We start from the raw sequence: 24710 nt of genomic DNA, 5'->3' as shown, positions 1-24710 counted from the left end.
CGGAGCGGGAGCCCATCGGCGAGCAGACTTCCGGGAACGAGGTACAGAAATGGCGCACATCACCCAGGACCCGCCGCGCGTCGGCTGGATCGGCACCGGTCGGATGGGCTTCCAACTCGCCGCCCGGCTGCTCGACGCGGGGTACGACGTGGCCGTCCACAACAGGACGCGCGCCAAGGCCGAAACGCTCATCGAGAGAGGTGCGACGGTCGTCGACCGGCCGGCCGAACTCGCCGACCGGGACGTCGTCTTCACGATGGTCTCCGCCTCGCCCGACCTGCAGGCGGTCACCACGGGCCCTGGCGGGGTCCTGACCTCGCCGGATGCCGCGCCGGGTGTTCTGATCGACAGTTCCACGGTGTCCACCGGGACGTCCGCGCTGATCCGGGAAGAGGCCGCCCGGCGCGGGACGGACTTCCTCGCCGCCCCGGTGAGCGGGAACCCGAAGGTGATCGCCGCGGGCGGCCTGACGATCGCGGTGTCCGGCTCCCGCGAAGTGTTCGACCGGGTCGAGTCCTTGCTGGCACCGCTGGGGCGCGGCGTGACCTACGTCGGCGAGGACGAGGCCGCCCGGCTGGTCAAGATCGCGCACAACGTCTTCCTCGGCGTCGTCACTCAGTCGCTCGCCGAGATCACCGTCCTCGCGGAGAAGGGGGGCGTCAGCCGTGCCGCCTTCCTGGAATTCCTGAACGACTCCGTGATGGGCTCGGCCTACACCCGGTACAAGTCGCCCGCCCTGGTCAACCTGGACTTCACGCCGACGTTCACCATGCCGCTGCTGCTCAAGGACCTGGAGCTGGGGCTCGCGGCGGGTCGCGAACTGGAGGTCCCGATGCCGCTGGCCGCCGCCACCGCACAGTTCGTCGCGGGTGCCGTCGGCGCGGGACATGTCGACGAGGACTTCGCCGCCCTGATCCTGGAACAGGCCAGGAACTCCGGCATCACACTCGAACCGGAGAACGTGTCCCTCGACGACGGTCTGTCACCGCGGGAATGAGCCGCCGGCCGACGGCGGCCGGCGCTCGGGACCGCGGGATCGAACCGCTGGAGTTCGTCCGCGGTTGAGTCGGGCGGCGCCGCGTCGGAGGCCGATGCCGAAATCCCGGACCCGCCGGCTTCGCAGTTCATGGGCCGAACGGGTAATCGACCCGCGGTATTCGGGTGAACTCCGCCATGGGGCTGAGCGAGCCGAGAGGTTCCGGGCACAGGGGTATTCGGAGGTTGATAATATGGTTCCCCTGCTTCTCGTTCTTCTGCTGGTTCTGCTTCTCTTCGGCGCGGGCTTCGCGTTGAAGATTCTCTGGTGGGTCGCCATCGTCGTACTGGTGCTGTGGCTGGTCGGCTTCGTCGCCCGTCCCAAGAGCGGCAGCGGTCGCTGGTACCGCTGGTAGCGGAGCCGGAATTGGGCCGGCGTTCCGGCCCGACGTGGTGGTGGCCGCCCTCCGGCCGAGGAGGGCGGCCACCACCATGTCGTCGTCCGCGGAGGCGGATTCCCTGCCGGCACCACCGAACTGCGGCCATTCCGGCGTCGCTTCGCGCATCGGACGAATGAAGTGCCGCGGAAGGGGAACTCGGAGTCCGGACGGAATACGAGAACCGTCCCGCACCGCATACGGAAAAGGAGGAGCGGCAGGGAATTCCTCGCCGCTCTCCGTTCACCGGAGGAGCTGTTTTCGCGTGACTGAGCATGTGTGGAGTTACCAGTCGACCTCGGGCCATCTGGCCGGCACCGATCTGACCGGCTACAAGGTCGAGGCGACCGACGGTGGAATCGGCAAGGTCGACAAGCACTCCGACGAGGCCGGTGACGCCTACCTGGTCGTGGACACCGGGGTCTGGATCTTCGGCAAGGAGGTCCTCCTCCCGGCGAGCACCGTGATCCAGATCGACCCGGAGGACAAGAAGATCTTCGTCGACCGCACCAGGGAGCAGATCAAGAACGCCCCGGAGTTCCACCGTGACAAGCACCTCGGTGACGCCGGCTACCGCGACGAACTGGGTGCCTACTACGGACCGCACACCCCCCTCGGCGGCGGGCCGATGATGTGACCCCCGCACGTGAGTGGGCCCGGACTCGACGAGTCCGGGCCCGTTCCCGGTTCCGGGCAGCTCGCGTGTGACGGGACGAACGGATTGGAGTCCGGGCTTCGGGACACACGCATCAGGTGCTGAAGATACTTCTGGTTGTCCTGCTCGGCTCGCTGGCGACGGGCGTCTCGGTCGTCGCCGTCCTGGTCTCGCCCTGGTGGTGGACCGCGGCCGCCCCCCTGCTCCTGCTCGCCCTGGTGGCCGTCCACGACCTCGTGCAGCGCCGGCACTCCGTCCTGCGGAACTACCCACTGCTCGGGCATCTCCGCTTCGCCCTGGAGGCGCTGCGGCCGGAGCTTCAGCAGTACTTCATCGAGCGCAACTTCGACGGCCGCCCCTTCGACCGTGACACGCGCAGCATCGTCTACGAGCGGGCCAAGGGCACCGATGCCGAGGAACCGTTCGGCACGGAACTCGACCTGTACCGGACGGGCAGTGAGTTCCTCACCCCGTCCATGGCGCCCCGGCCGGTGCCCACCGAGGCACCGCGCGTCCGGATCGGCGGACCCGAGTGCACCCGCCCCTACGACATGGCGCTGCTGAACGTCTCGGCGATGAGCTTCGGCTCGCTGTCCGCCAACGCCGTACTCGCCCTCAACACCGGCGCACAACTGGGCGGCTTCGCCCAGGACACCGGCGAGGGCGGCCTCTCCGAGTACCACCTGAGGCCTGGCGGAGACCTCGTCTGGGAGATCGGCACCGGATACTTCGGCTGCCGCACGGACGACGGGGACTTCGACCCGCGGCAGTTCGCCGAGAAGGCGGCGCACGAGCAGGTCAAGTGCGTGTCGCTGAAGATCAGTCAGGGCGCCAAGCCCGGAATCGGCGGAGTGCTGCCGGGTGCCAAGGTGAACGCGGAGATCGCCGGAGTCCGCGGCGTCCCGCAGGGGGAGACGGTCATCTCGCCGCCCTACCACCGCGTTTACTCCACGCCGCGCGAACTGGTCCGCTTCCTGGCCCGGATGCGGGAACTGGCCGACGGCAAGCCCGTCGGGTTCAAGCTGTGCGTCGGCTCACGCCGTGAGTTCCTCGCCGTATGCAAGGCGATGCTGGAGGAGGACAGCACGCCGGACTTCATCGTCGTCGACGGCGCGGAGGGCGGAACGGGCGCGGCGCCCCTCGAGTTCGCGGACAACGTCGGCCTGCCCCTGGGCGAGGGACTGATGACCGTGCACAACGCCCTCGTGGGCGTCGGGCTCCGCGACCGGATCAGGATCGGCGCCGGCGGCAAGGTCGCCACCGGCAGCGACCTCGTCAAGCGCCTTCTGCAGGGAGCCGACTACACCAACGCCGCCCGCGCCATGATGTTCGCGATCGGCTGCATACAGGCCCAGCGCTGCCACACCAACACCTGTCCCGTCGGCGTCGCCACCCAGGACGAACGGCGCGCCCGCGCCGTCGACGTACCCGACAAGTCCCAGCGCGTACGGCGCTATCAGCGCGCGACGGTCAAGAGCGCGCTCCAGATCATGGCCTCGATGGGTGTCGAGGAGCCGCGCGATCTGCGGCCCCACATGCTGCTGCAGCGGGTGAATCCGCACACCGTCCGCTCCTATGCGGAACTCCACGACTGGCTCACCCCCGGAGAGCTGATCGCATCGGCGCCCGCCGACTGGGCATCCGACTGGAAGGCGGCCGACCCGGACCGCTTCGCCCGCTGAACCCGGCACCCGTCACTCACCCGTTGAACCCGGCACCCGTTCCGAGGGGCCGCACCGAACCGAAGGGCACTCCCGTGGCACGAACCGTCGCCCGTGTGATCGTCGACGCACTCGAGGAACTGGGCGTCCAGCACGTCTTCGGCGTGGTCGGAGACGCCTTGAACCCGCTGACCGACGCGATCCGTACCACCGAGGACCTGAACTGGGTCGGCTGCCGGCACGAAGAGGCCGCGGCCTTCGCCGCCGGAGCGCAGTCCCAGCTCTCGGGGACGCTGGGAGTGTGCATGGGGACGGTGGGACCCGGCTCCGTACACCTTCTCAACGGGCTCTACGACGCGGCGAAGAGCCGGACCCCCGTGCTCGCGATCTGTGGTCAGGTACCCCTCGCCGAGGTCGGCAGCGACTACTTCCAGGAGGTCGACAACGACCTGCTCTTCCGCGACGTGGCCGTCTACCGGGCCACCGTCACCTCCCCCGACCAGATGCCGCGGATGCTGGAGTCCGCCGTCCGCGCGGCCGTATGCCAGGGGGGAGTGGCGGTGCTCACCGTGCCCGGCGACCTCGGCGACCAGGAACTCGGCGACGACCGGCCCGCCCGCTTCGCCCTCGACCGCCCCGTCACCCGCCCGGACGACCCCGCGCTCGCGCAGGCCGCCGAACTCCTCAACGCCGCCGACCGGGTCACCCTGCTCGTCGGCCGCGGAGCCCGCGCCGCCCGGGCCGAGGTCCTGCGGACGGCCGGAACACTCGCGGCGCCGATGGTGCTCACCCTCAAGGCGAAGGAGGGGTTCGAGGGGGACAACGAGTTCCAGGTCGGCCAGACCGGTCTGATAGGCAACCCCGCCGCTGCCCACGCGCTCGACAGCGGCGACGCGCTCCTGATGCTGGGCACCGATTTCCCGTACCGGGACTGGTATCCGAAGGGGTGCAAGGTCGTCCAGGTCGACACCCGTGAGGAGCACCTGGGCCGCCGGGTCCCCGTGGACGTGGGTCTGACGGGCGACGTGGGTGCGACGCTGCGGGCCCTGCTCCCGCTGTTGAAGGCGACCCGGGACCGGGGCCACCTGGACGACGCGCGGGAACGGTTCACCCACTGGCAGGAAGGGCAGCGGCGGCTGGCCGACCCGGGTCACGAGCGCCGCTGGACCGGGAAGCTGAGGGCCGCCCTGGACAACCGGGACCACGAGATCCGCCCCGAGGCGCTGGCCGCCGCGGTGGACGCCCACGCCGCCGAGGACGCCGTCTTCACGTCCGACACCGGAATGGCCACCGTCTGGCTGTCCCGCTTCGTCGGCATGCGGGGGAGCAGGCGCCTGATCGGCTCGTACAACCTCGGCTCGATGGCCAACGCCATGCCCCAGGCCCTCGGGGCGCAACTCTGGGCGCCCGACCGCCAGATCGTCGCCTTCTGCGGCGACGGCGGACTGAGCATGCTGCTCGGCGACCTCATGACGATCAAGACCTACCGGCTGCCGGTGAAGCTCGTGGTCTTCGACAACCGCCGCCTGGGGATGGTCAAACTCGAGCAGGAGCAGGCCGGACTGCCCGAGTTCGGTACGGAGCTCGACAACCCCGACTTCGCCGCGGTGGCCACCGCGCTCGGCCTCACCGGCATCCGTGTCACCGACCCGGCCGATCTCGACGACAGCGTGCGCCGGGCCCTCGACACCCCTGGGCCGGTCCTGCTGGACGTGCTGACCAATCCGCAGGAGGTGGCGGTGCCGGGCAAGCCGACCGTGTCCCAGGGATGGGGCTTCGCCATCGCCAAGGTCAAGGAGATCCTCCCGAGCCACGAAGGCTGAACCGGGACCCGCCCCGGGTCTTCGCCGGGCTGGACACGGGCTGCGAGCGGGCCGCGCGGTCCGTGCCCGGCCTGGGCCCGGACAGCGGCGTCACGGCGCGGGGCCGTCGTACACCCTCGTCTCAGTCACCCGCCGAACCGTCCGGTCGATCACGGTCGGCACCGGCCCGGCTGCCCCGCGCGCCGACACTCAACGCCTGCTGGAGCGTGGGGTAGCAGGTGATCACGCTGTCGAGGCCCACGATCTGGAGGACGCGCAGGATCGCGGGGGAGGGGGCCGCCAGGCGCACCCAGCCCTGCCGGGCGGTAGCGGTGTGGTGGGCCCCGATGAGCGCGTTGATGCCGCTGGAGTCCATGAAGGTCACCTGACTCAGCTCCACCACGGTACGGGCGGCCGCCTCGCCGTCGGGACCGAGGAGCGCACGCTGGACCTCGGTGCCGGTGGTGAAGTCGATCTCGCCGCGCAGGGCCAGCACAGCGATGCCCTCGGCAGTGGTGGAACGGGTTACCGACAGCCGTGGGGACTCCATCACGGTCATCCCTTCCGTGTGACAGGGCTCGGTGGGGGCGTGCCAGGGCCGAAGTCCACGACGCCGGGTCGCCGTGGACGGGAACCCCCCAAGGGTCCGTGCCCCACCCTTCACCCGTCAAGAGATACACGAAAAGATTTTCACCCTTTCTTATACGTGAATGCTGCGTCTACTCTGGGAGGATGCAGGGAGTACCCGAGTCCCACACAGGCTGGACGTTCCTCACCAACCACGCCCGCGTGCTGGCCGCCATCGCCGAGGACCGCACCACGCGCATCCGCGACATCGCCGCGCGCTGCCAGCTCACCGAGCGGGCCGTCCAGAAGATCATTTCCGACTTGGAGGAGGGCGGATACCTCACCCACACCCGGCAAGGACGCTCGAACGAGTACCAGATCGAGGAGGGAACCCTCCTGCGGCACCCGGCGGACTCCGGACCCAAGGTGGCGGACCTGCTGGCCCTCCTCGCCCGGCACGACGCCGAGCACGGCAGCACCGGCGACCGGCAGTCGCGAAGGGCGTCCCCGCACGCACATGCCACGGAAGGTGAGCGGTGACGTCGCCGGCGCGGTCCCCGCGCGTCTGAGGCGGCAGCGCGAGCCGGCTCCCGACGCCGGTGTGACGGCGTCGAATTCGAGGGCATGAGATGAGACGAAGTAGCGCCGGACTCCCCGGACCAAGGAGGCGACGTTGACGTCCGAAGCGGACATGACGCGGCAGCTCCCCTCGCCCTTCGAGGCCTCGGCGGACGAGGTGCTGCGCCTGGAGGACGAGAACCTCCAGCTCAAGCAGGCCGTGCGGTCGCACGCCGTGGTCGATCAGGCCATCGGCGTCATCCTGGCGGTCGGCCGCCTGACTCCGGACGAGGGCTGGGACACGCTGCGGAGCATCTCCCAGAACACCAACGTCAAGCTGCGCCATGTGGCCGAACTGATCGTCGACTGGGCGCGAACGGGCCGGCTGCCCGGTGAGATTCGCAGCCAGTTGGAGCGCGAGCTCGGACTCGGCGACTCCTCGGCCCCGGCGGAGTAGGTCCCCGGCCCCACGAGGTCGCGGACGAGGTCCTGTCACGCTTCGCGGTCGGCCTGATCGACGACGGCGCCTCGCGGTGGCCCGCGACGGTTCGCGCGCCACCGCGTACACAGACCTGGTGCGCGAGGGCCGCGCAGGTCCGAGTCGTGGGGCGTGTGGCGGCGGGGCCCGGGTAGTCGTTCCACCGTGCCCGTTTCGCCGGGCCTGTGCGGTCGGCCGGCACCGGCTCTCCGGGGAGCTCCGGCGCGCCGGAGCGGACGGTGCGCGTCGGAGCGCCGTCGGCCAGGAAGTCGCCTACTTTGTGAATCCACGACGTGTTGAGGAGAACCCCATGGTGAGCGAGCCGTCGAACACCGCGAGCGTGATCGCCGGACGTGATCGCGGCCTGGGCCTGCCGGTGGCCGACCGGGCGGGCTGGGACCCGGTGGACGTGCGGGCGGTGGACACCGTCCGACTGCTGGCCGCGGACGCGGTGCAGAAGGTCGGGAACGGCCATCCCGGGACGGCGATGAGCCTCGCCCCTCTGGCGTATCTGCTGTTCCAGAAGGTGATGAGGCACGACCCGAGTGACGACCGGTGGCTCGGCCGGGACCGGTTCGTGCTGTCGTGCGGACATTCGAGCCTGACCCTGTACATCCAGCTCTACCTGGCCGGGTACGGCCTTGAGCTGTCCGACCTCGAGGCGTACCGCACCTGGGGTTCGGCCACCCCCGGGCATCCGGAACACCGACACACGGCCGGTGTGGAGATCACCACCGGCCCACTGGGCCAGGGCATGGCCAGCGCGGTGGGCATGGCGATGGCCGCGCGCCGCGAGCGCGGCCTGCTCGACCCGGACGCCGCACCCGGTGCCTCGCCCTTCGACCACCACGTGTACGTGATCGCCTCGGACGGCGACATGATGGAGGGCGTCACCGCCGAGGCCGGGTCGCTGGCCGGCCATCAGGAGCTGGGGAACCTGGTGGTGTTCTACGACTCCAACCACATCTCCATCGAGGACGACACCGACGTCTCCTTCAGCGAGGACGTCCCCGCCCGCTACGCCGCGTACGGCTGGCACGTGCAGACGGTGGACTGGACCCGCACCGGCGACTACGTGGAGGACGTCGACGCGCTGCTGGCCGCGATCGAGGCCGCCAAAACGGAAACGGGACGCCCCTCGCTGATCATGCTGCGCACCCTGATCGGCTGGCCGGCCCCGACCAAGCAGAACACCGGGAAGGCCCACGGTTCGGCGCTCGGCGACGAGGAGGTCGCCGCGACCAAGGAGTTGCTGGGCTTCGACCCCGAGCGCACGTTCGTCGTCGAGGACGAGGTCCTGGCGCGGACCCGCGCCGCCTCCGAGCGCGGCCGCGAGGCGCACGCCCGGTGGCAGGAGGCGTTCGACGCCTGGCGGGAGGCCGACCCGGACCGCGCGGCACTGCTGGACCGGCTCCGGGCACAGGAGCTCCCCAAGGGGTGGACCGACGCCCTGCCCGAGTTCCCGGCCGACCCTAAGGGCATGGCCACCCGGAAGGCGTCCGGCCAGGTCCTCACGGCGCTCGCGGGCGTACTGCCCGAACTCTGGGGAGGCTCGGCCGACCTGGCCGAGAGCAACAACACCACGATGGAGGGCGAACCGTCCTTCCTTCCGGCCGACCGGCAGACCAGGGAGTGGAAGGGCGGCCCGTACGGGCGCACGCTGCACTTCGGGATCCGAGAGCACGCCATGGGCGCGGTGCTCAACGGCATCGCCCTGCAGAGCCTGACCCGCCCGTACGGCGGCACCTTCCTCACCTTCTCCGACTACATGCGTCCCGCCGTGCGCCTGGCGGCGCTGATGCGGTTGCCCGCCACCTACGTGTGGACCCACGACTCCATCGGTCTCGGCGAGGACGGGCCCACCCACCAGCCCGTCGAACACCTCGCCGCGCTGCGCGCCATCCCCGGTCTGGACGTGGTGCGTCCCGCCGACGCGAACGAGACCGCCGCCTGCTGGCGCACCGTCCTGGAACACACCGACCGCCCCGCCGGGATGATCCTGACCCGTCAGAACCTGCCGGTCCTGGACCGCGACAGCGGGGAGTTCGCCGCGGCCTCCGGTGCGGCACACGGTGGTTACGTCCTTGCCGATGGCGCCGATGGCGCGATGCCGGACGTCATCCTCGTCGCGACGGGCTCGGAGGTGCAGATCGCCCTCGACGCCCGTGCCCTCGTGGCCCGGGACGGTCTGAGGGCACGGGTGGTGTCGATGCCGTGCCGGGAGTGGTTCGCCGCCCAACCCGGTGACTACCAGGACGAGGTGCTGCCGCCCGCGGTACGGGCACGGGTCAGTGTGGAGGCCGCCGTGGGACAGGGCTGGCGCGACGTGGTCGGGGACGCGGGACGCATCGTCAGTCTGGAGCACTACGGCGCCTCGGCCGATTACCAGCGTCTCTACACCGAGTTCGGCATCACGGCCGAAGCGGTGGCGGCCGCCGCCCACGACAGCGTCCACGACGCGGCCGGCACACCACGTCCGGGAGGCCGTCAGCAGACCGCCGCGCCCACCGGCGGCGGCACCGGCGACCGCCCGTGACCCGGAGGCGGAGCGCCAAGAACACGGCGCTCCGCCTCCCGGCCTCCGGTCACGCTCCGGCCGCCCGCCCGGGCAGGGCCGCAGGCACAGGGCCGCCCGAGCGGGTCGCAGGGCCGCAGGCACAGGGTGCGGTGCCCGGTTGGGGCCGGTGGCACGACCCGCCTCGCTACTTGCTCCGAACCTCGCCCAGCGGCTTGGGATCGGCCTCCAGCGCGGAGCGGACCGTCGGCCAGCTCGTGTCCCCGGGGTGCAGCGCGGTGCGCAGGAACGCCCAGGTGAACTGCTGTATCAGGGCGACTCGTTCGGGACTCTCGTCGGTGGTTTCCGCGACGCTGTACCCGGGGATCCCGCCGAGCGAGTGCTCCGCGCCGAACAAGGTCAGCAGGCTCTTGCCGGCCGGGCTCAGGAAGTACGGGTCGGTGAACCAGTCCGGTCCCCGGACGGACAGCGCGGACTGGTCCCCGTCCCCCGCTACCACGAGGACCGGCGGGGTCATGTGGTCGAAGGACGGGTTCATGAAGGGGAAGTGCTCGGCCGCGAACGGAGACAGGTCGTCCCCGCCCCGGCCGGGCGCGGCGAGCAGCACACCCGCCGAGACCCGCGGGTCGGACATGTCCTCCCCGGGGGCACCTTCGGAGTCGAGCACCCGCGCGCCCAGCAGCATGCTCGCCGTCTGGGCCCCCCAGGAGTGACCGGCCACGGCGACGCGACTGCGGTCCAGGCGCCCTTCGAGGCCCGGAACGGAAGCTTCCAGCAGGTCGAGCCGGTCGATGACGCGCTTCATGTCCTCGACCCGGAAACGCCAGATCAGTGGCGTACGGGGGTCGTCCGCAGGCAGATCGAGCGTCTTCGAGTCGAGATGGGTGGGCTGCAGGACCACGAAGCCGCGCGCAGCCCAGAAGTCCGCCAGTGGGGCATAACCGTCCATCGACCAGCTGTAGCCGTGCGAGAAGACGATGACGGGCAGGTCGTGCCCGGTCGTGGGCGCGGACACCCGGACCCGCAGGTCCTCACCGCGGCCGGGGGCCGGCAGCACGACCGGCTTCACGGAGACGACCGGGGTGGGCGTGAGCGTGCCGGTCGGGGTGGTCGCCATGGATGTTTCGGGCATGGAGGTGCCTTCCGTTCAAGTTCTTCGCGCGGTCGGTTCGGTGGGGGTCTTCGGTGCGTCGGAGGTCCGCGCCGGGTCGGGAGCGGGCCGGTTTCGTGTCGTGCCGACGCGGGCCGCCACCGTGTTCGCGTTCACCCGCGACGGGCTTCCCGCACAGCCGTCGCCGGGCCTTTCCGACGGGTCGGCGGCCGGCCGCGCACGGTTTGGCGGTCGGGCCCGGCTCTGGGATGATGAGCAAACGGAACCTTGTCCCGTTTGAAGATACGGAACGCCGTTCCGGATAGCAAGCCCGGTGGTGGAGAGGATGGCGCGGTGAGTGACAGCGACGGGGAGGCGGGGCGTACGGCCCGGCCCAAGCGGGCGGACGCCCGGCGCAACGAGGAGACGCTGCTCGACGCGGCCGCCGCGATCTTCGTGACCTCGGGTGTGGAGGCGCCGGTGCGGGACATCGCGGCCAAGGCCGGGGTCGGGACGGGCACGATCTACCGCCACTTCCCGACGCGGGCGGATCTCATCATCGCCGTCTACCGGCACCAGGTCGAAGCCTGCGCCGAGGCCGGTCCGGCCCTGCTGGCGAGCAGCCCCACCCCCCATGTCGCACTGGGGCAGTGGATCAATCTCTTCGTCGACTTCCTGGTCACCAAGCACGGACTGGCCGCTGTGCTGCAGTCCGACGCCGCCGGCTTCGACACGCTGCACGACTACTTCCTCGACCGTCTGGTGCCCGTGTGCGGCCGGCTGCTCGAAGCCGCGGCCGCCGCCGGCGAGATCCGCTCCGACATGGACGCGATCGTGCTCATGCGCGGCGTCGGGAACCTCTGCATCGGCGCGGACGCCGATCCGCGCTATGACGCGCGCCGACTGGTCGAACTCCTCGTCGCAGGGCTGCGCCGGTCGCCCTGACCCGGGGCACCGCGGTGGACGGCGAGTGCCGTACCGGCCGGCCGGCCGCCGGACGTGCGCCCGGCGACGGCTTCCGCTCACCGTGCGGCGTGCGCTCCGTGATTCACTTCGGGTGTGGGTTCCGGGCGGTCGCCGGACGGCGTACTGCCAGGCGGTGCGGGCCGACGGGAATTTCCGGGCACGTTTTCGACGTCTGTCCGTGGGGGAACGGCCGGTGGTCGCGCCGTTGAGTCCGCACGGTCCGCACGTGGACCGTGCAAAGAGACGAAAAGGGATGTGAAGAGCTATGAGCGCCACTGAGGAAAAGGCGTTGCTGGCGGGTGGCTGCTTCTGGGGGATGCAGGAACTGATCCGGACGCTTCCGGGTGTCCTGGCCACGCGGGTGGGATACAGCGGCGGCGACGTGGCCAACGCGACCTATCGCAATCATGGAACGCACGCCGAGTCGATCGAGATCACCTTCGATCCCGCCGTGACGGACTACCGGGCCATCCTGGAGTACTTCTTCCAGATCCACGACCCGAGCACGAAGAACCGGCAGGGAGGCGACATCGGCCTCAGCTACCGTTCCGCGATCTTCTATCTCGACGACGAGCAGCGACGGGTCGCCGAGGACACCATCGCCGATGTCGACGCCTCGGGACTGTGGCCGGGGAAGGTCGTGACCGAGGTCGTGCCGGCCGGCGCCTTCTGGGAGGCCGAGCCCGAGCACCAGGACTACCTGCGGAAGTACCCCGAGGGCTACACCTGCCACTTCCCGCGGCCGAACTGGCGGTTGCCGAAGCGCGCGGAAGCCTGATTCCGGGAAGGCGCGGCCGGCGAGCGCGCGGTGGCCGGCACCGGCCGCAGGGCCGGTGACGAACACCTCGGGCGTTGTCAGGCCGGCTGCGCGGCGGGGCGTGGCGTCGGGGCCGGGATCTGGGGGGCATGGGGGTACGCGGCCGTACGGTGCTGGAACGAGAGGATCTTCGGGTTCCGTACGACGCCGTCGCGGATCTCGATGGCGTTCCTGACCGTGGCGTCGGCCTCCCAGGCGGCGGGGCCGCTCATGACCTTGCGCAGGTAGGGGAGGAGCGCCTCGCTGATTTCCCAGGTGGCCGAGTTCCACAGGTGGGACGGGCTGTGGTCCACCGCGTAGTAGTGGCAGTCCGGTCCCACCGTGGGCATGGGCTCGCCGAAGGTGGTCGGACGGGCCCAGCCGAAGCCCATGCCCTCGTCGCAGGCGACGTCGACGAAGAAGGTGCCGGGGCGGAACAGGGAGAGCTCCTCCTCGCTGACGAACATCAGAGGCGCGTCGGTGTCCTGCCGGATGCAGTTGACGATGATGTCGAACCCTGCCAGGTACTCCGCGAGCGGCACGGGACCTGCCGCGGTGAGGGCCCGCAGGCGCGACGGATCGTCCGCCTGCTCCTCGAAGTGGCCCATCACGACCGACGGCATGGGCGAGGCCACCGCCGCCGCGGCGCGCTGGGTGAGCACCGTGACGTCGGAGACCCCCATCGCGCCCAGTCCCGTGACCGCTCCGCGCGCCGTGGCGCCGAAGCTGATGACCACGGCGCGCAGCCGACGTCCGTAGCTGCCGGTCACGCCACCGAGCTGCAGGGCGTGCAGCACCGAGCAGTAGCCCGCCAGCTCGTTGTTCTTGTGGAACACGTGGACGCTGAACGCGCCCGTGGACGTCCAGTGGTTCATCGCCTCCCAGGCGACGAGGGTCAGTCGTCGGTCGATGGCGAGCTGGGTCGTCTTCCCGTCCTGAACGCAGTGCGGCCATCCCCACAGCACCTGGCCCTCGCGCAGCTCGGCGATGTCGTCGTGCGTCGGTTTGGGCAGCAGCAGCACCTCGCACTCGGCGAGAAGCCGCTCGCGGGAGCGCAGGCCCGCCACGAGCGGCAGCAGGGCATCGTCGTCGATGCCGAACCGTCGGCCGTAGCCGCGTTCCAGGAAGATCCTCTCGCGGACGTCCGGGGCGATCCGTTCGAGGTGGTCGGGGTGCAACGGCAGCCGGAACTCGTTCTCCTTGCGGGAGGAGGCAAGGACTCCGAGACTCATAAGGGTCATGCGCTTCCTTGTCATGTAACTGTCATGAAGATGGGTTCGTCGTCGCCTGCGCGCGCTGCGCGGGCGGGCGCCGGCCGCAGCCGGGGGAGTCCGGGCGCGCGTCGGCCGTGACCACCGCCGGAGGGTGCGTCCGGGGTGCCACGTGCCTCCCCGTCTCAGCGCTGACGGGCCTCGTGTCTGCGCAGGCGCTCGTCCAGCGGGAGGGGTGTCTCCTCCAGCCCGGTGACCGACCCGCTCGCCAGCCGGGCGCATGTTCCGTGACAGGCGAGCAGCTGTCCGTCGTCGCGGTGCGAGACCACCACCGCGTCCGCGTCCGGTGCGTTCCGGTAGTCCGTGCCGCAGATGAGGCAGGCCAGTCCGGAGACCATCTCGGCGGTCGGTTCGGGGCGGCCCCGGCGATGGCCGGAGATCGCGTCCTGTGAGTACATGAGTGCCGCATCCTCTTCGTCGGTCATCGGCTCAAGGGGGGCGAGGTGCCGGAACACCTCGGGGACCAGGAAGTCCGCTACCGCGGGGCGCCGAACGGAATACGGATGACGGCGCGAGAGTACGAGCCAGAAGGCATGGGGCGGCTCATTTCCGGCCGGAGCGCACAGCTCCGGCGTCTGCCGTTCCCCGAGGGCGACGCCGAAACGGATAACGGCATGCGAGGTGCGCTCGGTGACGCCACGGTACTCTCTCCGGCCACCCGTTGCGTCCACCCCGCGTGCTCAGGGGCCCAGGGCCGGGCGGCAGGAGACACGGAGCGGGCGCCCGCCGTGGCGGTCACGCCCTGCCGGACGCCGTGGCGCGGGGGCCTCGGCATGCCGCGTGAGGGCCTCCGTGGGCCGCGCGAAGGGTTCCGCGTGCCTCTCATCGCATGTGCCTTTTATGATGATCTGTGAAAGGTGTGAAGCCGACCGGCCCGACTGTCGCGAGCACTCCCGCCCCCGCAGACCGACGAGTCCTGGAGCAGAAGCAATGGCATCGACCTCGGTGAGCAGGGTCGTCCCCGCGTCCCCCGGGCGCGTGTGGCAGGTGATCGGCGGCTTCGGTTCCCTGCCCGAGTGGGTTCCGCAGATCCCCGAGAGCACGCCACTGGAGGGCGGCCGTGTCCGTCGGCTGATCATGGGCGACGGAGAGGTCGTCGTCGAGCGGCTGGTCGGGTTCAGCGAGGGGGACCGGTCCTACTCGTACACCATCGTGGAGGCGCCGTTCCCCGTCGTCGGCTATCTCGCGACGCTCCGGGTGCACACCGTGCCCGGCGAGCCCGACAGTGCCGAAGTGCAGTGGTCCGGCCGTTTCTACCCGCAAGGGGCGAGCGACGACGAGATGGTGGCCCTGTTCACCGGCGTCTACCGCGACGGTCTCGACGCGCTGCACACGATGCTGGCGGACTGAACGCCGGCGGACGACGCACAGGGATGAGGCCGCGTGACCCCAGGCCCGGGTGCCGACGGCGGCTTGCCGACGGCGGCCGTCCACCGCCCGGCCCTGCGGCCGGCAGCCGTAGTCGGCACCGGCCCGCGGCACGGAAACGCCACGGGGACGGCGCGGCGGATGCCTGGCTCGAGGCCCGGGCGCGGGCGGGCGAGGGACGTCGGCGTCGTTCCGGATCGGCGTGGCCACGACGTGACGCCGTCGCGTCACACGGAGTGCGGCGGCCCACGCACGGGTGAGAGCCGTGCTCCAGGGCCTGGACCCCGGACCGGCACCTCGGCCGGCCACAGCAAGGGAGTCGTACATGCGCATCGATCTCACGGGACGGACCGCCCTGGTGACAGGGTCGACGCAGGGCATCGGGGCCGCCATCGCGGCCGGTCTCGCGGATGCTGGGGCGCGGGTGGGCGTCAACGGCCGCGACAAGGAGAGGGTCGACGCGGCGGTCGGGCAACTGCGGGAGGAGGTGCCGGACGGTGACTTCGTCGCCATCGACGCGGACGTCGCCTCCGAGGACGGTGCCGGGCGTGCCCTCGACGCCTTGCCGGACGTCGACGTGCTCGTCAACAACCTGGGTGTCTTCGGCTCCCAGGACCCGCTGGACATCACCGATGCGGAATGGCGCCGGTACTTCGAGGTGAACGTGCTCGCCGCGGTCCGCCTCACCCGTGCGTACCTGCCGCGGATGATCGAGAGCGACTGGGGCCGCATCCAGTACATCGCCAGTGAATCGGCGGTGGCCATCCCCGAGGAGATGATCCACTACGGCATGACGAAGACCGCTCTCCTGGCCGTCGGCCGCGGCTTCGCGAAGAAGGCCGCCGGAACGGGCGTCACCGTCAACTCGGTCCTCGCCGGCCCCACCCACACCGCCGGCGTCGAGGAGTTCGTGTACGAACTGGTCGGCCGTGACCTGCCCTGGGAGGAGGCGGAGCGGGTCTTCATGAGAGAGCACCGACCGCAGTCGCTGCTGCGGCGTCTGATCGCTCCCGAGGAGATCGCCAACATGGTGGTGTACCTGAGTTCGGACCAGGCCTCCGCCACCACGGGGGGCGCGCTGCGGGTCGACGGAGGCTGCATCGACGCCGTCATCCCCTGACCACCGCACCGGACGGGCCTGTCCGGCGCGGGCGGCCCTCCGCGGAGGGAGCGCGAGTTCCGGACGCGGATGGAGCACCATCAGGGCCGGTACGCATCAGGGGCGCCCGGGACCGGGCCGACGACCACGTCCGTGGCGAGAGCCGACGCTCCGGCCGGCGACCCTGACGGTGACCCGGGGACAGCCTCCGAGAGGCTCGCCGGGTGACCGGCTCAGGCGCCCGCCGGACGCTTGCGGCCGACGCCCGAGTACACCCAGTACTCCGACGGGTTCTCCGGGACGTGGTCGTCCGCATCGGGGCGCCACAGGGGTACGTAGACCAGGCCGGGCTCCACGAGGTCGAAGCCGTCGAAGAGTCCGAGGATCTCGCCGTGGGACCGGGCGGTGACCGGCGAGGTGGCCCGGGAACGGTACAACTTCCCCACGGCGGCGGCGGTGTCGGGGCGGTCCTGGTTCGTCGCGTGCGTCAGCGCCAGCCAGCTCCCCTCGGGAAGGGCGTCCCGGAACGCGGCCACGATGCCGGCCGGGTCCTCCTCGGGCGCGATGAAGTGCAGGATCGTGATCATCAGCACGGCGACGGGCTGATCGAAGTCGATCAGTTTCTGTACCTGCGGCGAGGACAGCACATCGGCCGGGCGACGGATGTCGGCGTCAACGATGTCCGTGTCCGGGTTGTCGGCGAGCAACGCGGCACTGTGCGCCACGGCGACCGGATCGCTGTCCACGTACACCACCCGGGCTCCCGGGCAGGCCGCCTGCGCCACCTCGTGGACGTTGCCCTGGGTCGGGATGCCCGATCCGAGGTCGATGAACTGCCGCACCCCGGCGTCGACCAGGAAACGCACGGCCCGCCCGAGAAAGGCGCGGTTGGCCCGGGCCAGTGTGCGCACCTGCGGGTCGATGGCCGTGAACGCCGCCAACGCCTCCCGGTCTATGGCGAAATTGTGCTGGCCGCCCAGCATTGCGTCGTACATCCGGGCCACGCTCGCCTTGTCCGGGTCGACCCCCTGAGGCAGACCTTCGCTACCTGACACCACAACTCCCCGTTCTGGAAGTGATCTTGACGCCCCATCATATAGTTGCCGACCAGGCGCGGCGAGGTGTGTCCATGCCACGCGATTCGACCCCCTCCAGTGGAAGGCACCGCCCTGCGGAACGAAGCACACAGTCACGCGGACGATGCGGCAGCCACGTTCGCGCGCCTTCGGCCGGTCTTCTCGGGCGCGGCCGACGCCATCGGCTCGGAACTCAACCTGCACCTGACCGGCAGCCATGTCGTCCAGGCGCTGGCTCCCGGGTTCTGCGACGCCGCATCGGTCTACCTGCTGGAGCGGTGGCTGCTGGAGGAGAACGCGTACCACTCCGCGGATCCGGCCAAGATCGAGGCCCGGCGACTGGCCCTGCGCATCGGGACGGACGCGCCCGAGGACTGGGAGGGGACGCTGCCCGTCGGCGAGGTGATCGTCTTTCCCCGCGAGACCCCGTACACGCGCTGCATCGCCACCCGTACGACACAGTTGCTCGACTCGGTCGACGCCCACACGTCGGAGCGGCTCAGCGCCGCCGGGGGCGACGACGTCCGGATGGACGCCCTGCTGCGGACGGCATCCTTCCTCGTCGTCCCGCTGCATCTGCGGGGCATCGCGGTCGGGTTCATCGCGTGCACGCGCGGCCCGGACCGGGCGCCCTTCCTGACCGCGGACGCCACCGCCGTGGAATCGCTGGCCGCGCGGGCCTGTGTGGCCCTGGACAACGCGCGGCGCTACGAACGCGAACGTCGCATGGCGCTGGCCATCCGGCAGAGCCTGCTGCCCGCGACCTCACAGACGTTCGAGGGGTGTCGCATCACCCACGGCTATCTCCCGGCCGGGCAGGACAACATCATCGGCGGCGACTGGTTCGACGTACTGCCGCGGTCCGAGGGCCGCGTCAGTCTGATCGTCGGGGACGCCATGGGGCACGGGCCGGAATCGGCCGTCGCCATGATCCAGCTGCGCACGGCCGTCCGCACCCTCGCGGGGCTGGACATCACGCCGGCCGAGCTGATGCGCCGGCTGGACGAACTGGCCTGCGACACGCCGGGTGCCTCCTTCGCCACCTGCATGTACGCCGAGTGGGACGCGGAGAAGCGGCTCTGCACCTTCGTCGGAGCCGGCCATCCTCCCCCCCTGATCCGTACTGCGGACGGACGCGCCAGACCCGTCACGCTCACCAGCGCGGGGCTGCCCCTCGGACTCGGTATGGGCAGCTACGAACCGACCGTCGTCCGGGTGCCCGAACCGATACTGCTGCTGCTCTACAGCGACGGTCTGGTCGAGTCCCGCGACACCGACATAGAACAGGGCATCGCCCGCCTCGCCGGTCTCCTCGGCACGGACGGCGCCGAACCCGTGGGAACCGAGGGCCCGGACGCGTTGGAATCACTCGGCCAGCGGCTGTTGCACAAGACGTCGCCGAGCGGGGGCGGCGCGGACGACCGGACGCTCCTCCTGGCCGAACTGACACCCACGAAGCGCCCGGCACCGTCCTGAGCGGCAGGGGGCCGACCGGTCCGTCGCGCCGGGGACCTCGCTCGTACGGGCGAGGCGGCAGGCACGGGTGTGCCGCGCGCGGTGGCTCGTGGGCATCGTGGAGATCACCGGCTCGTGGACACGAGGCGGATCGCAGGCTTGTGGGCGTCGCACCGGTCGGCGGCTCGTGAGGATCGTGCAGGTCGGTCACGCTCTGGCGCGTGGTCCCCGCTCGACGTGCCGCAGGTCCCCCATGCGGCTCCGCCCGGATTCCGTTCCGTTCGGGAGCCGCGCCGTCCCGCGCCCTCCCGCGCCGCCGTCGCCCGGCGGGCGAGCGCGTCAGGGGCGGGTGTGGCACCGTGGACGCAGGCCCGGTCCGTCGCTCCCCGAGGCGGCGGACCGGGCCTCCCCGTGTGCTGGAGCGACGGCGCTCCTCCGGAGGATCGCGACGTGCTCCGGGCGCCGGTCCCTTCGGCGGCCGCCGGCCGGATCGTCCGTCAGGTCGCGTCCGTCGCGCGGAGCAGGAGCAGGGCCACGTCGTCACTGCGCGGGTCGGTGTGGGGGGTGTGCCGGATGAGGGCGTCGGCGAGGGTGCCGACGGGCTGGTCCGCGATGCGGGCGAGGTGATCCGCGAGGTCGGCGGCGGCCTCGCCGATGTCGCCGCCCGGGGTTTCGATCAGGCCGTCGGTGTACAGAGCCAGCAGCGAGTCGGGTGGCAGCGGGATCTCGGTGGTCCGGTAGTCGGCGGCGGAGTCGATACCGAGCAGGAGCCCGGGCGGCAGGTCGAGGACCTCGGTACGTCCGCGGGCGTCGCGCAGGAGCGGCGGCGGGTGACCCGCCGTGGCCAGATGCGCGCGATGATGCGCGAGATCGAGATGCGCGTACAGGCAGCTGGCGAAGAGGCCCGGGTCGAAGTCGGTGAGCAGACGGTTCGCACGGGCGAGGACCTCGTCGGGTGACGCCCCCGCCGTGACGTGGACGGCCGTGCGGATCTGTCCCATCAGAGCGGCGGCGTGCACGTTGTGCCCCTGGACGTCACCGATGGCGGCGGCGACGGTGGTGGCGTCCAGACGGATGAGGTCGTAGAAGTCGCCTCCGACATCCATGCCACGGGCCGCGGGCAGGTACCGGGCCGCGACCTCCAGGCCGGGCACCGCGGGCAGGGTCGTGGGGAGCAGGCCACTCTGCAGGTCGTGGGCGAGCTGGTGCTTGGCGTCGTAGAGTCGGGCGCGGTCGAGGGCCTGGGCGATCAGCCCGGCCAGCGAGGTCAGGACGGCACGCTCGTCGGGACCGAAGGGGCGGGGACGGTCGAAGGACAGCACCCAGCAGCCGACCGGGCGACGCGAGATGACCAGGGGCAGGAAGGCCCATGCCGCCCTCCCGGTCAGCCGCGGGATGTCGGGGTGGAACCTCTCCATGTCCTGAGGGGAGCCGAAGAAGAGAGGGACTCCGGCGGTGAGGGCGTACACCGTCGGTGCCGACCGGTCGGTGAGCGGCGGTCCGTCGAAGGGCCTGAGTACCTCGTCCCGGTACCCACGGGAGCCGACGATCTGCAGCCGGCCGTCCTCGGCCACGGACAGGACGAAGCCCTGCGCGTCGAAGGTGGGCATGATCTGGTCGGCCGCCAGCTCCACCACGTCCTGCACACTGACGGCTTCGGTGAGTGAGGCGGCCAGATGCATCAGGTCGTACAGCACGCGTGCCCGCGTCGGGACGAGGGCGCCGTCCCGGCCGCCCCGCCGTGCCCGGTCCGCCGGACCGGCCTCGTCGGCGGAAGTGACACGGACAGTGGTGCCGGAGACGTCGGGATGCAGCTCGAAGTCCAGCCACCGGCCCTGTGGACCCAGGGCCGTGAAGACGGCGGGGCGACGGCTTATGGTCGCGGCTCGCTGGTGGTCCTGGAGGACCGGCTCGTCCAGCCACGGCAGGGCCTCGCACAACGACGTCCCGAGCAGGTCCGGAATGCTCCCGCCGACCAGATCGCGGGCGGTGGCGTCGATGAACGTGATCCGGTTGTCCAGGTCGAGCGCCAGACAGCCCTCCGGGAGGCGGTCGACGAGATCTACGGCGGCCAGCGCCTCCGCCGGTCCGGGGGTGCGGGCCCGGGGCGGGTCCGGGACGTGCGGACGTTCCGTGGGAAGGACCGGCCGCCCGTCGGCGGCGGCCTGCCGCAGGAACGCGCCGACGCGGTGGCACGCGGTGGTGACCGCGTCGCGTTCGACGGCGCTCAGCAGGCGCGGATGCGTACCGGGCCACAGGAACGCCAGCGCGCCCCACATGGTGGCGCCGGTGGTCACCGGTGCGGCCGCCACCGCCACGGGATAGGGCAGCGTGAGCGCGGCCCGCGGATAGCGGCGGGCCAGCTCCGCATGGCCGGCGACCCACACCAGGCGCTGCTCGCGTACCGCCTCGGCCACGGGCCCCTCGGCCGCCGGTTCCACCCTTTCCCACAGCGCGACCGTCGTGCCCCCGGTCGTCACCGCCAGGTGGAGCACCGGCCGGCCCGGCCGGAACAGGTAGATCCCGCTCACGGACGCACCGGTGTCCCGCACCGCCGGGAGCAGCAGCGCGCCGAGCGCTTCCGGGTGCGTCGAACCGGTGGAGCCGACGGGCGGTGACGGGCCGCGCGCCCCCTGCCCGTCCTGCTCGCGGGCGCACATCCGTCCGAAGCGGTGCCGGGCCGCCGCGCCGCTCATCCCCAGCCCCGCGCCGATCCGCGTCCAGTCGGCCCCGCCCTGCCGGTCGGCCAGTACCGCGGACCGCACCAACTGCTCGGCCAGCCCGAGAATCTCCGCCGCCGCGACGCTGTGGCCGGCGGCCGCGGCACAGTGGCCCGCCGTCGTGGCCATCCGCTCCGGATCCTGGGTGGCCGCCTCCTGCGACATCGTCCGCGCCCGGGACAGCAGCTCCGCGTCGGCCAGGACGAGCGCATGGCGCGCCTGGGCCGCGGCCTCCCAGCGGCGGCGCGCCCGCCAGGCAGCCTGCCGGTGGGCCGGTCCGCAGTACCGCCGGTTGGGTCCGGCCTCATCCGGCAGCGGCTTGTCGCACCAGCCGCACCGAACATCACCCATATGAGCACGATAAGCCGGATTCGAGTGACGGCGCGCGGGTCCACCCCGGCCGCGACGCACACCGGCCCGCACCTCGACGACCTGACGTCCCCGGCCCGTGGGCCCGGAGGATCACGGGCCCCACCGTGGTACTCCGGCGCCCGTGACCGGCATCCGTGACATCAATAATCCGTACGGACGGTCATATGGTTGGACCTTTACTCATAGTGCGTACGACCATGGCTGTATGCCTCGGGCAGTCGACAGGTCCCGGACACCGCCCAGCCTGATCGGACGCAGGTTTTCCGGGCGGCGCGAGCGTCTGGACCGGGGTGCTGATCCCGCCCCGGACCCGGCCGCAGGCGGAGCCGCTTCAGCCTCCTCCCGCACAGCATCGCGGGCCAGATGCTCGCGCTGGCCGTGACCATCGCGGTGCTGCTGATAGCCGCCGCGACCACGGTCCTGGTGCTGCAGGACCGGAAGGAGGCCACGCAGGAGGCCCGCACGCGCGCGCTCGCGGTCGCCGAGACCTTCGCCCACTCCCCGGCCGTACTGGACGCGCTGAAGTCCGCCCGTCCGAGCACGTCCGAGCACGACACTGCAACCCCTGGCCGAGGCCACCCGGTGCTGCCGCACGGGCTGCCCGAGCAGAACGCCGTGGACGCGGCGTACCGCTATCTGCCGGGACAGGCGACGGCGGCCGGCGGCTGGTTCGACGTCATCCCGCTCTCCAGCGGGCGTGTCGCCCTCGTCGCGGGTGACGTGACCGGGCACGGCCTGCACGCCGCCGTCGCCATGGCACGCCTGCGCACCGCCGTCCACAACTTCTCGGACCTGGATCTGGTGCCCGAAGAACTCATGGGCCGCCTCGACGATCTGGTGATCCGCCTCGACCGCGACGAGGGACGCCCGGCCGGTGGGGAGCGGCGGCCCGGCCGCGCCGGGGACGCGGACGGTTCCGTACTCACCGGGGCCACCTGCCTGTACGTGGTCTACGACCCGGTCCGCAGGCAGTGCGTCATGGCCCGGGCCGGCCACCCGCCGCCCGTCCTGATCCTGCCGGACGGCACCGCGGACTTCCCCCGCGTACGCGAGTGCCCGCCCCTGGGCCTCGGGGGCCAGCCCTTCGAGAGCCTCACCGTCGACGTCCCCGAGAACAGCCGGCTCGTCCTCTACACGGACGGCCTGCTCCAGCACCACAACCCGGAGCCGGCCACCGGGCAGGAATGGCTGCGCCAGGTACTCGGACGCCCGGGCCGGTCACCGCAGGAGACCTGCGAAGCCGTGCTCGACGCCCTGGTGCCCGACCGGCTCGGCCACCCCGGGGACGACATCGCCCTCCTGGTGGCCCGCACGCGGGCCCTCGACGACGAGCACCTCGCCTCCTGGGACGTTCCCGCGGACCCCGCGACGGTCGCCGAGACGCGCGCTGCGGTCGAACGCCGACTCACCGAATGGGGCCTGGACGACGCGGTGTTCACCACGGAACTGATCCTCAGCGAACTGATCACCAACGCCATCCGGTACGCCTCGCCCCCCATCGAGCTACGCCTGCTGCGTGACCGCACCCTCATCTGCGAGGTCTCCGACGCCAGCAGCACCTCACCCCACGTGCGGCGCGCGGCCACCACGGACGAGGGCGGCCGCGGCCTCTTCCTCATCTCCCAGCTCACCCAGCGCTGGGGAACCCGCTACACCTCACACGGCAAGGTGGTCTGGACGGAACAGGGCCTGGAGACCGGCGAGGACGAAGGCCTCGGGGGCCCGGCGAACCCGTAGTGGCGTGACGCGTCCGGCCCTTCCGGGCAGGTGGGGGCCTGCCGACGACTACGGCGCTCCCGCCCGGCGGACCCGTTCCTGAAGCCCGGCTCGCGGCCGACGCCCGGGGGGGACCCTGAACGATCGTCACCCGCAACCACCCCGGCGACACCGCTTCCGACCTCGATCCGCCGGACCGCTGGCGCGTCAACATCCACGTCGGCCGCGCGAGGTTCCGCGAGCTCGTGGGGGAGGACCCACGCGCGCTCGACGGCCGTCCCCGCGACCACACGGCCGCGGACCGTGTGCTGCCGCACCCGGTCTACGGAGCGTACGGCTGGATCTGTGTCGTCACTCCCGGGGACAGGACGGCGGACACGGTCGTGAGGCTTCTGCGCGCCGCCCATGACGACGCTCGTCGCCGGTCCGCGCGGCGGCAACGAGCCGGTACGACCACCGGAGAACGACCGACCGGTGCGGGTTGATCGGTGCGGCTGACCGTGCATGACCGCCCGGCGCACGACCGGGGGGACCGCGTCCCAGACGCTGTCGGGCGTCTGCGATGTCAGACCCCCGCCCTATGTTGTCCCGATGATGCGTGACGCGTTCGACCCTCGGGTGGTGGAGGCCGCGACTGCCGATGTCCGTCTGGCGAGAACGGAGTTCGACGGCGCCGGACGGTGGCTCACTTCTGCCGCCCAGGGGCCTCCGGGGCCACTTGCCGCAGAGGTGTGGGTCTTCGACGAGGACCTCTCCCGGGTGCTGCTGGTCCATCACCGGTGGCGCGGCCGGGTCCCGCCGGGCGGCCGGGTCGAGCCCGGGGAAACTCCCCGGGAGGGAGCACGCCGCGAGCTCTTCGAGGAGACCGGTGTCGAGGCGGAGCTGCTGCGGGAACCCGCCGCGGCCACCGTGCGCTCCTATCACCCGCGGTGGCCGGCGACTCTTGGACTGTCCTTCGTCGCGATCGTGGACGCTGCGACGCCTTTGGTCACCGAAAGAGGACAGCCCGCGACCTGGACGTCGCTGGACGAGGCCTGGGCCGGCTACTTCCCCGTCGACGCGTCACGCGTCCGGCGGCATGCGCGATGGCTGCGTGAGGTCTCCGACCGCTGATCGCCGTATCCAGAGCACTT

22 protein-coding genes are annotated in these 24710 nt (G+C 71.5%); 16 read left to right on the top strand and 6 right to left on the bottom strand.

Annotated elements, in window-relative coordinates; genetic code table 11:
* Positions 1 to 49: 49 nt before the first annotated feature.
* The 5 genes from OHB41_RS02595 (at position 50) to OHB41_RS02575 (ending at position 5551) form a co-directional block, all read left to right on the top strand.
* Positions 50 to 997, top strand: a complete 948-nt coding sequence (locus OHB41_RS02595) for an NAD(P)-dependent oxidoreductase (RefSeq protein ID WP_266696303.1) — start codon at positions 50 to 52, stop codon at positions 995 to 997.
* Between the two features lie 232 nt (positions 998 to 1229).
* Positions 1230 to 1391: a hydrophobic protein gene (locus OHB41_RS02590; protein ID WP_168525801.1), complete on the top strand. Its 162-nt coding sequence runs from the start codon at positions 1230 to 1232 to the stop codon at positions 1389 to 1391.
* A gap of 286 nt (positions 1392 to 1677) precedes the next feature.
* Positions 1678 to 2049 carry a ribosome maturation factor RimM gene (locus tag OHB41_RS02585; protein WP_266696302.1) on the top strand — a complete coding sequence of 124 codons (372 nt, stop codon included), beginning with the start codon at positions 1678 to 1680 and terminating at the stop codon, positions 2047 to 2049.
* Between the two features lie 116 nt (positions 2050 to 2165).
* Entirely contained in the window at positions 2166 to 3749 is a 1584-nt protein-coding gene (locus tag OHB41_RS02580; protein ID WP_266696301.1) for an FMN-binding glutamate synthase family protein, read from the top strand.
* Positions 3750 to 3823: 74 nt separating this feature from the next.
* A complete protein-coding gene (locus tag OHB41_RS02575) occupies positions 3824 to 5551 on the top strand; it encodes a thiamine pyrophosphate-dependent enzyme (RefSeq protein WP_266696300.1) in 1728 nt (575 codons plus the stop codon).
* Between the two features lie 121 nt (positions 5552 to 5672).
* On the opposite strand, the gene OHB41_RS02570 is transcribed toward OHB41_RS02575, so the two are convergent.
* On the bottom strand, positions 5673 to 6080 hold the full coding sequence (locus OHB41_RS02570) for an STAS domain-containing protein (protein WP_266696299.1): 408 nt from the start codon (positions 6078 to 6080) through the stop codon (positions 5673 to 5675).
* A gap of 182 nt (positions 6081 to 6262) precedes the next feature.
* Between OHB41_RS02570 and OHB41_RS02565 the strand changes: the two genes are divergently transcribed.
* The 3 genes from OHB41_RS02565 to tkt all read left to right on the top strand — a co-directional run bounded on the left by OHB41_RS02565 (position 6263) and on the right by tkt (position 9669).
* Positions 6263 to 6637 carry a helix-turn-helix transcriptional regulator gene (locus tag OHB41_RS02565; protein WP_266696298.1) on the top strand — a complete coding sequence of 125 codons (375 nt, stop codon included), beginning with the start codon at positions 6263 to 6265 and terminating at the stop codon, positions 6635 to 6637.
* A gap of 133 nt (positions 6638 to 6770) precedes the next feature.
* On the top strand, positions 6771 to 7112 hold the full coding sequence (locus OHB41_RS02560) for an ANTAR domain-containing protein (RefSeq protein ID WP_323138347.1): 342 nt from the start codon (positions 6771 to 6773) through the stop codon (positions 7110 to 7112).
* Between the two features lie 331 nt (positions 7113 to 7443).
* Positions 7444 to 9669 (top strand): transketolase, encoded by a 2226-nt coding sequence (gene tkt, locus OHB41_RS02555; protein ID WP_266696297.1) that lies wholly within the window; start codon positions 7444 to 7446, stop codon positions 9667 to 9669.
* A gap of 166 nt (positions 9670 to 9835) precedes the next feature.
* Here the strand turns inward: tkt and OHB41_RS02550 are convergent, their stop codons facing one another.
* On the bottom strand, positions 9836 to 10780 hold the full coding sequence (locus OHB41_RS02550) for an alpha/beta hydrolase family protein (RefSeq protein ID WP_526024881.1): 945 nt from the start codon (positions 10778 to 10780) through the stop codon (positions 9836 to 9838).
* A 312-nt stretch (positions 10781 to 11092) separates the two neighbouring features.
* Here OHB41_RS02550 and OHB41_RS02545 point away from each other — a divergent pair, with 312 nt between their 5' ends.
* Positions 11093 to 11683 (top strand): TetR/AcrR family transcriptional regulator, encoded by a 591-nt coding sequence (locus tag OHB41_RS02545; protein ID WP_266696296.1) that lies wholly within the window; start codon positions 11093 to 11095, stop codon positions 11681 to 11683.
* A gap of 286 nt (positions 11684 to 11969) precedes the next feature.
* Complete coding sequence (gene msrA, locus OHB41_RS02540; protein ID WP_266696295.1) at positions 11970 to 12482, top strand: peptide-methionine (S)-S-oxide reductase MsrA; 513 nt, start codon at positions 11970 to 11972, stop codon at positions 12480 to 12482.
* Positions 12483 to 12559: 77 nt separating this feature from the next.
* On the opposite strand, the gene OHB41_RS02535 is transcribed toward msrA, so the two are convergent.
* Both OHB41_RS02535 and OHB41_RS02530 read right to left on the bottom strand, forming a co-directional pair.
* Positions 12560 to 13741 (bottom strand): N(5)-(carboxyethyl)ornithine synthase, encoded by a 1182-nt coding sequence (locus tag OHB41_RS02535; protein WP_266696294.1) that lies wholly within the window; start codon positions 13739 to 13741, stop codon positions 12560 to 12562.
* 155 nt (positions 13742 to 13896) lie between these two features.
* Complete coding sequence (locus OHB41_RS02530; protein WP_266696293.1) at positions 13897 to 14196, bottom strand: hypothetical protein; 300 nt, start codon at positions 14194 to 14196, stop codon at positions 13897 to 13899.
* 505 nt (positions 14197 to 14701) lie between these two features.
* Here OHB41_RS02530 and OHB41_RS02525 point away from each other — a divergent pair.
* Positions 14702 to 15121: an SRPBCC family protein gene (locus OHB41_RS02525; RefSeq protein WP_266696292.1), complete on the top strand. Its 420-nt coding sequence runs from the start codon at positions 14702 to 14704 to the stop codon at positions 15119 to 15121.
* A 343-nt stretch (positions 15122 to 15464) separates the two neighbouring features.
* Entirely contained in the window at positions 15465 to 16259 is a 795-nt protein-coding gene (locus OHB41_RS02520) for an SDR family NAD(P)-dependent oxidoreductase (RefSeq protein ID WP_266696291.1), read from the top strand.
* 212 nt (positions 16260 to 16471) lie between these two features.
* Here OHB41_RS02520 and OHB41_RS02515 read toward each other — a convergent pair whose 3' ends face one another.
* Positions 16472 to 17296, bottom strand: a complete 825-nt coding sequence (locus OHB41_RS02515; protein WP_451289638.1) for an SAM-dependent methyltransferase — start codon at positions 17294 to 17296, stop codon at positions 16472 to 16474.
* Between the two features lie 96 nt (positions 17297 to 17392).
* On the opposite strand from OHB41_RS02515, the gene OHB41_RS02510 reads away from it, so the two are divergent.
* The gene (locus OHB41_RS02510) at positions 17393 to 18790 is read left to right on the top strand and encodes a PP2C family protein-serine/threonine phosphatase (protein ID WP_266696289.1); all 1398 of its coding nucleotides are present in this window, start codon (positions 17393 to 17395) and stop codon (positions 18788 to 18790) included.
* 476 nt (positions 18791 to 19266) lie between these two features.
* Here the strand turns inward: OHB41_RS02510 and OHB41_RS02505 are convergent, their stop codons facing one another.
* On the bottom strand, positions 19267 to 21840 hold the full coding sequence (locus OHB41_RS02505; protein ID WP_266696288.1) for a SpoIIE family protein phosphatase: 2574 nt from the start codon (positions 21838 to 21840) through the stop codon (positions 19267 to 19269).
* A 384-nt stretch (positions 21841 to 22224) separates the two neighbouring features.
* Between OHB41_RS02505 and OHB41_RS02500 the strand changes: the two genes are divergently transcribed.
* The 3 genes from OHB41_RS02500 to OHB41_RS02490 all read left to right on the top strand — a co-directional run bounded on the left by OHB41_RS02500 (position 22225) and on the right by OHB41_RS02490 (position 24690).
* A complete protein-coding gene (locus tag OHB41_RS02500) occupies positions 22225 to 23598 on the top strand; it encodes an ATP-binding SpoIIE family protein phosphatase (RefSeq protein WP_526024880.1) in 1374 nt (457 codons plus the stop codon).
* Between the two features lie 122 nt (positions 23599 to 23720).
* Positions 23721 to 24062, top strand: a complete 342-nt coding sequence (locus OHB41_RS02495) for a DUF6194 family protein (protein WP_323138447.1) — start codon at positions 23721 to 23723, stop codon at positions 24060 to 24062.
* A gap of 106 nt (positions 24063 to 24168) precedes the next feature.
* Entirely contained in the window at positions 24169 to 24690 is a 522-nt protein-coding gene (locus OHB41_RS02490; protein ID WP_266696287.1) for an NUDIX domain-containing protein, read from the top strand.
* Positions 24691 to 24710: the final 20 nt, after the last annotated feature.

Source organism: Streptomyces sp. NBC_01571 (assembly GCF_026339875.1).
In the GTDB taxonomy this organism is placed as follows: domain Bacteria; phylum Actinomycetota; class Actinomycetes; order Streptomycetales; family Streptomycetaceae; genus Streptomyces.
Note: the sequence above shows the minus strand (reverse complement) of the source record. Positions and strands in the feature narration are given on the sequence as shown.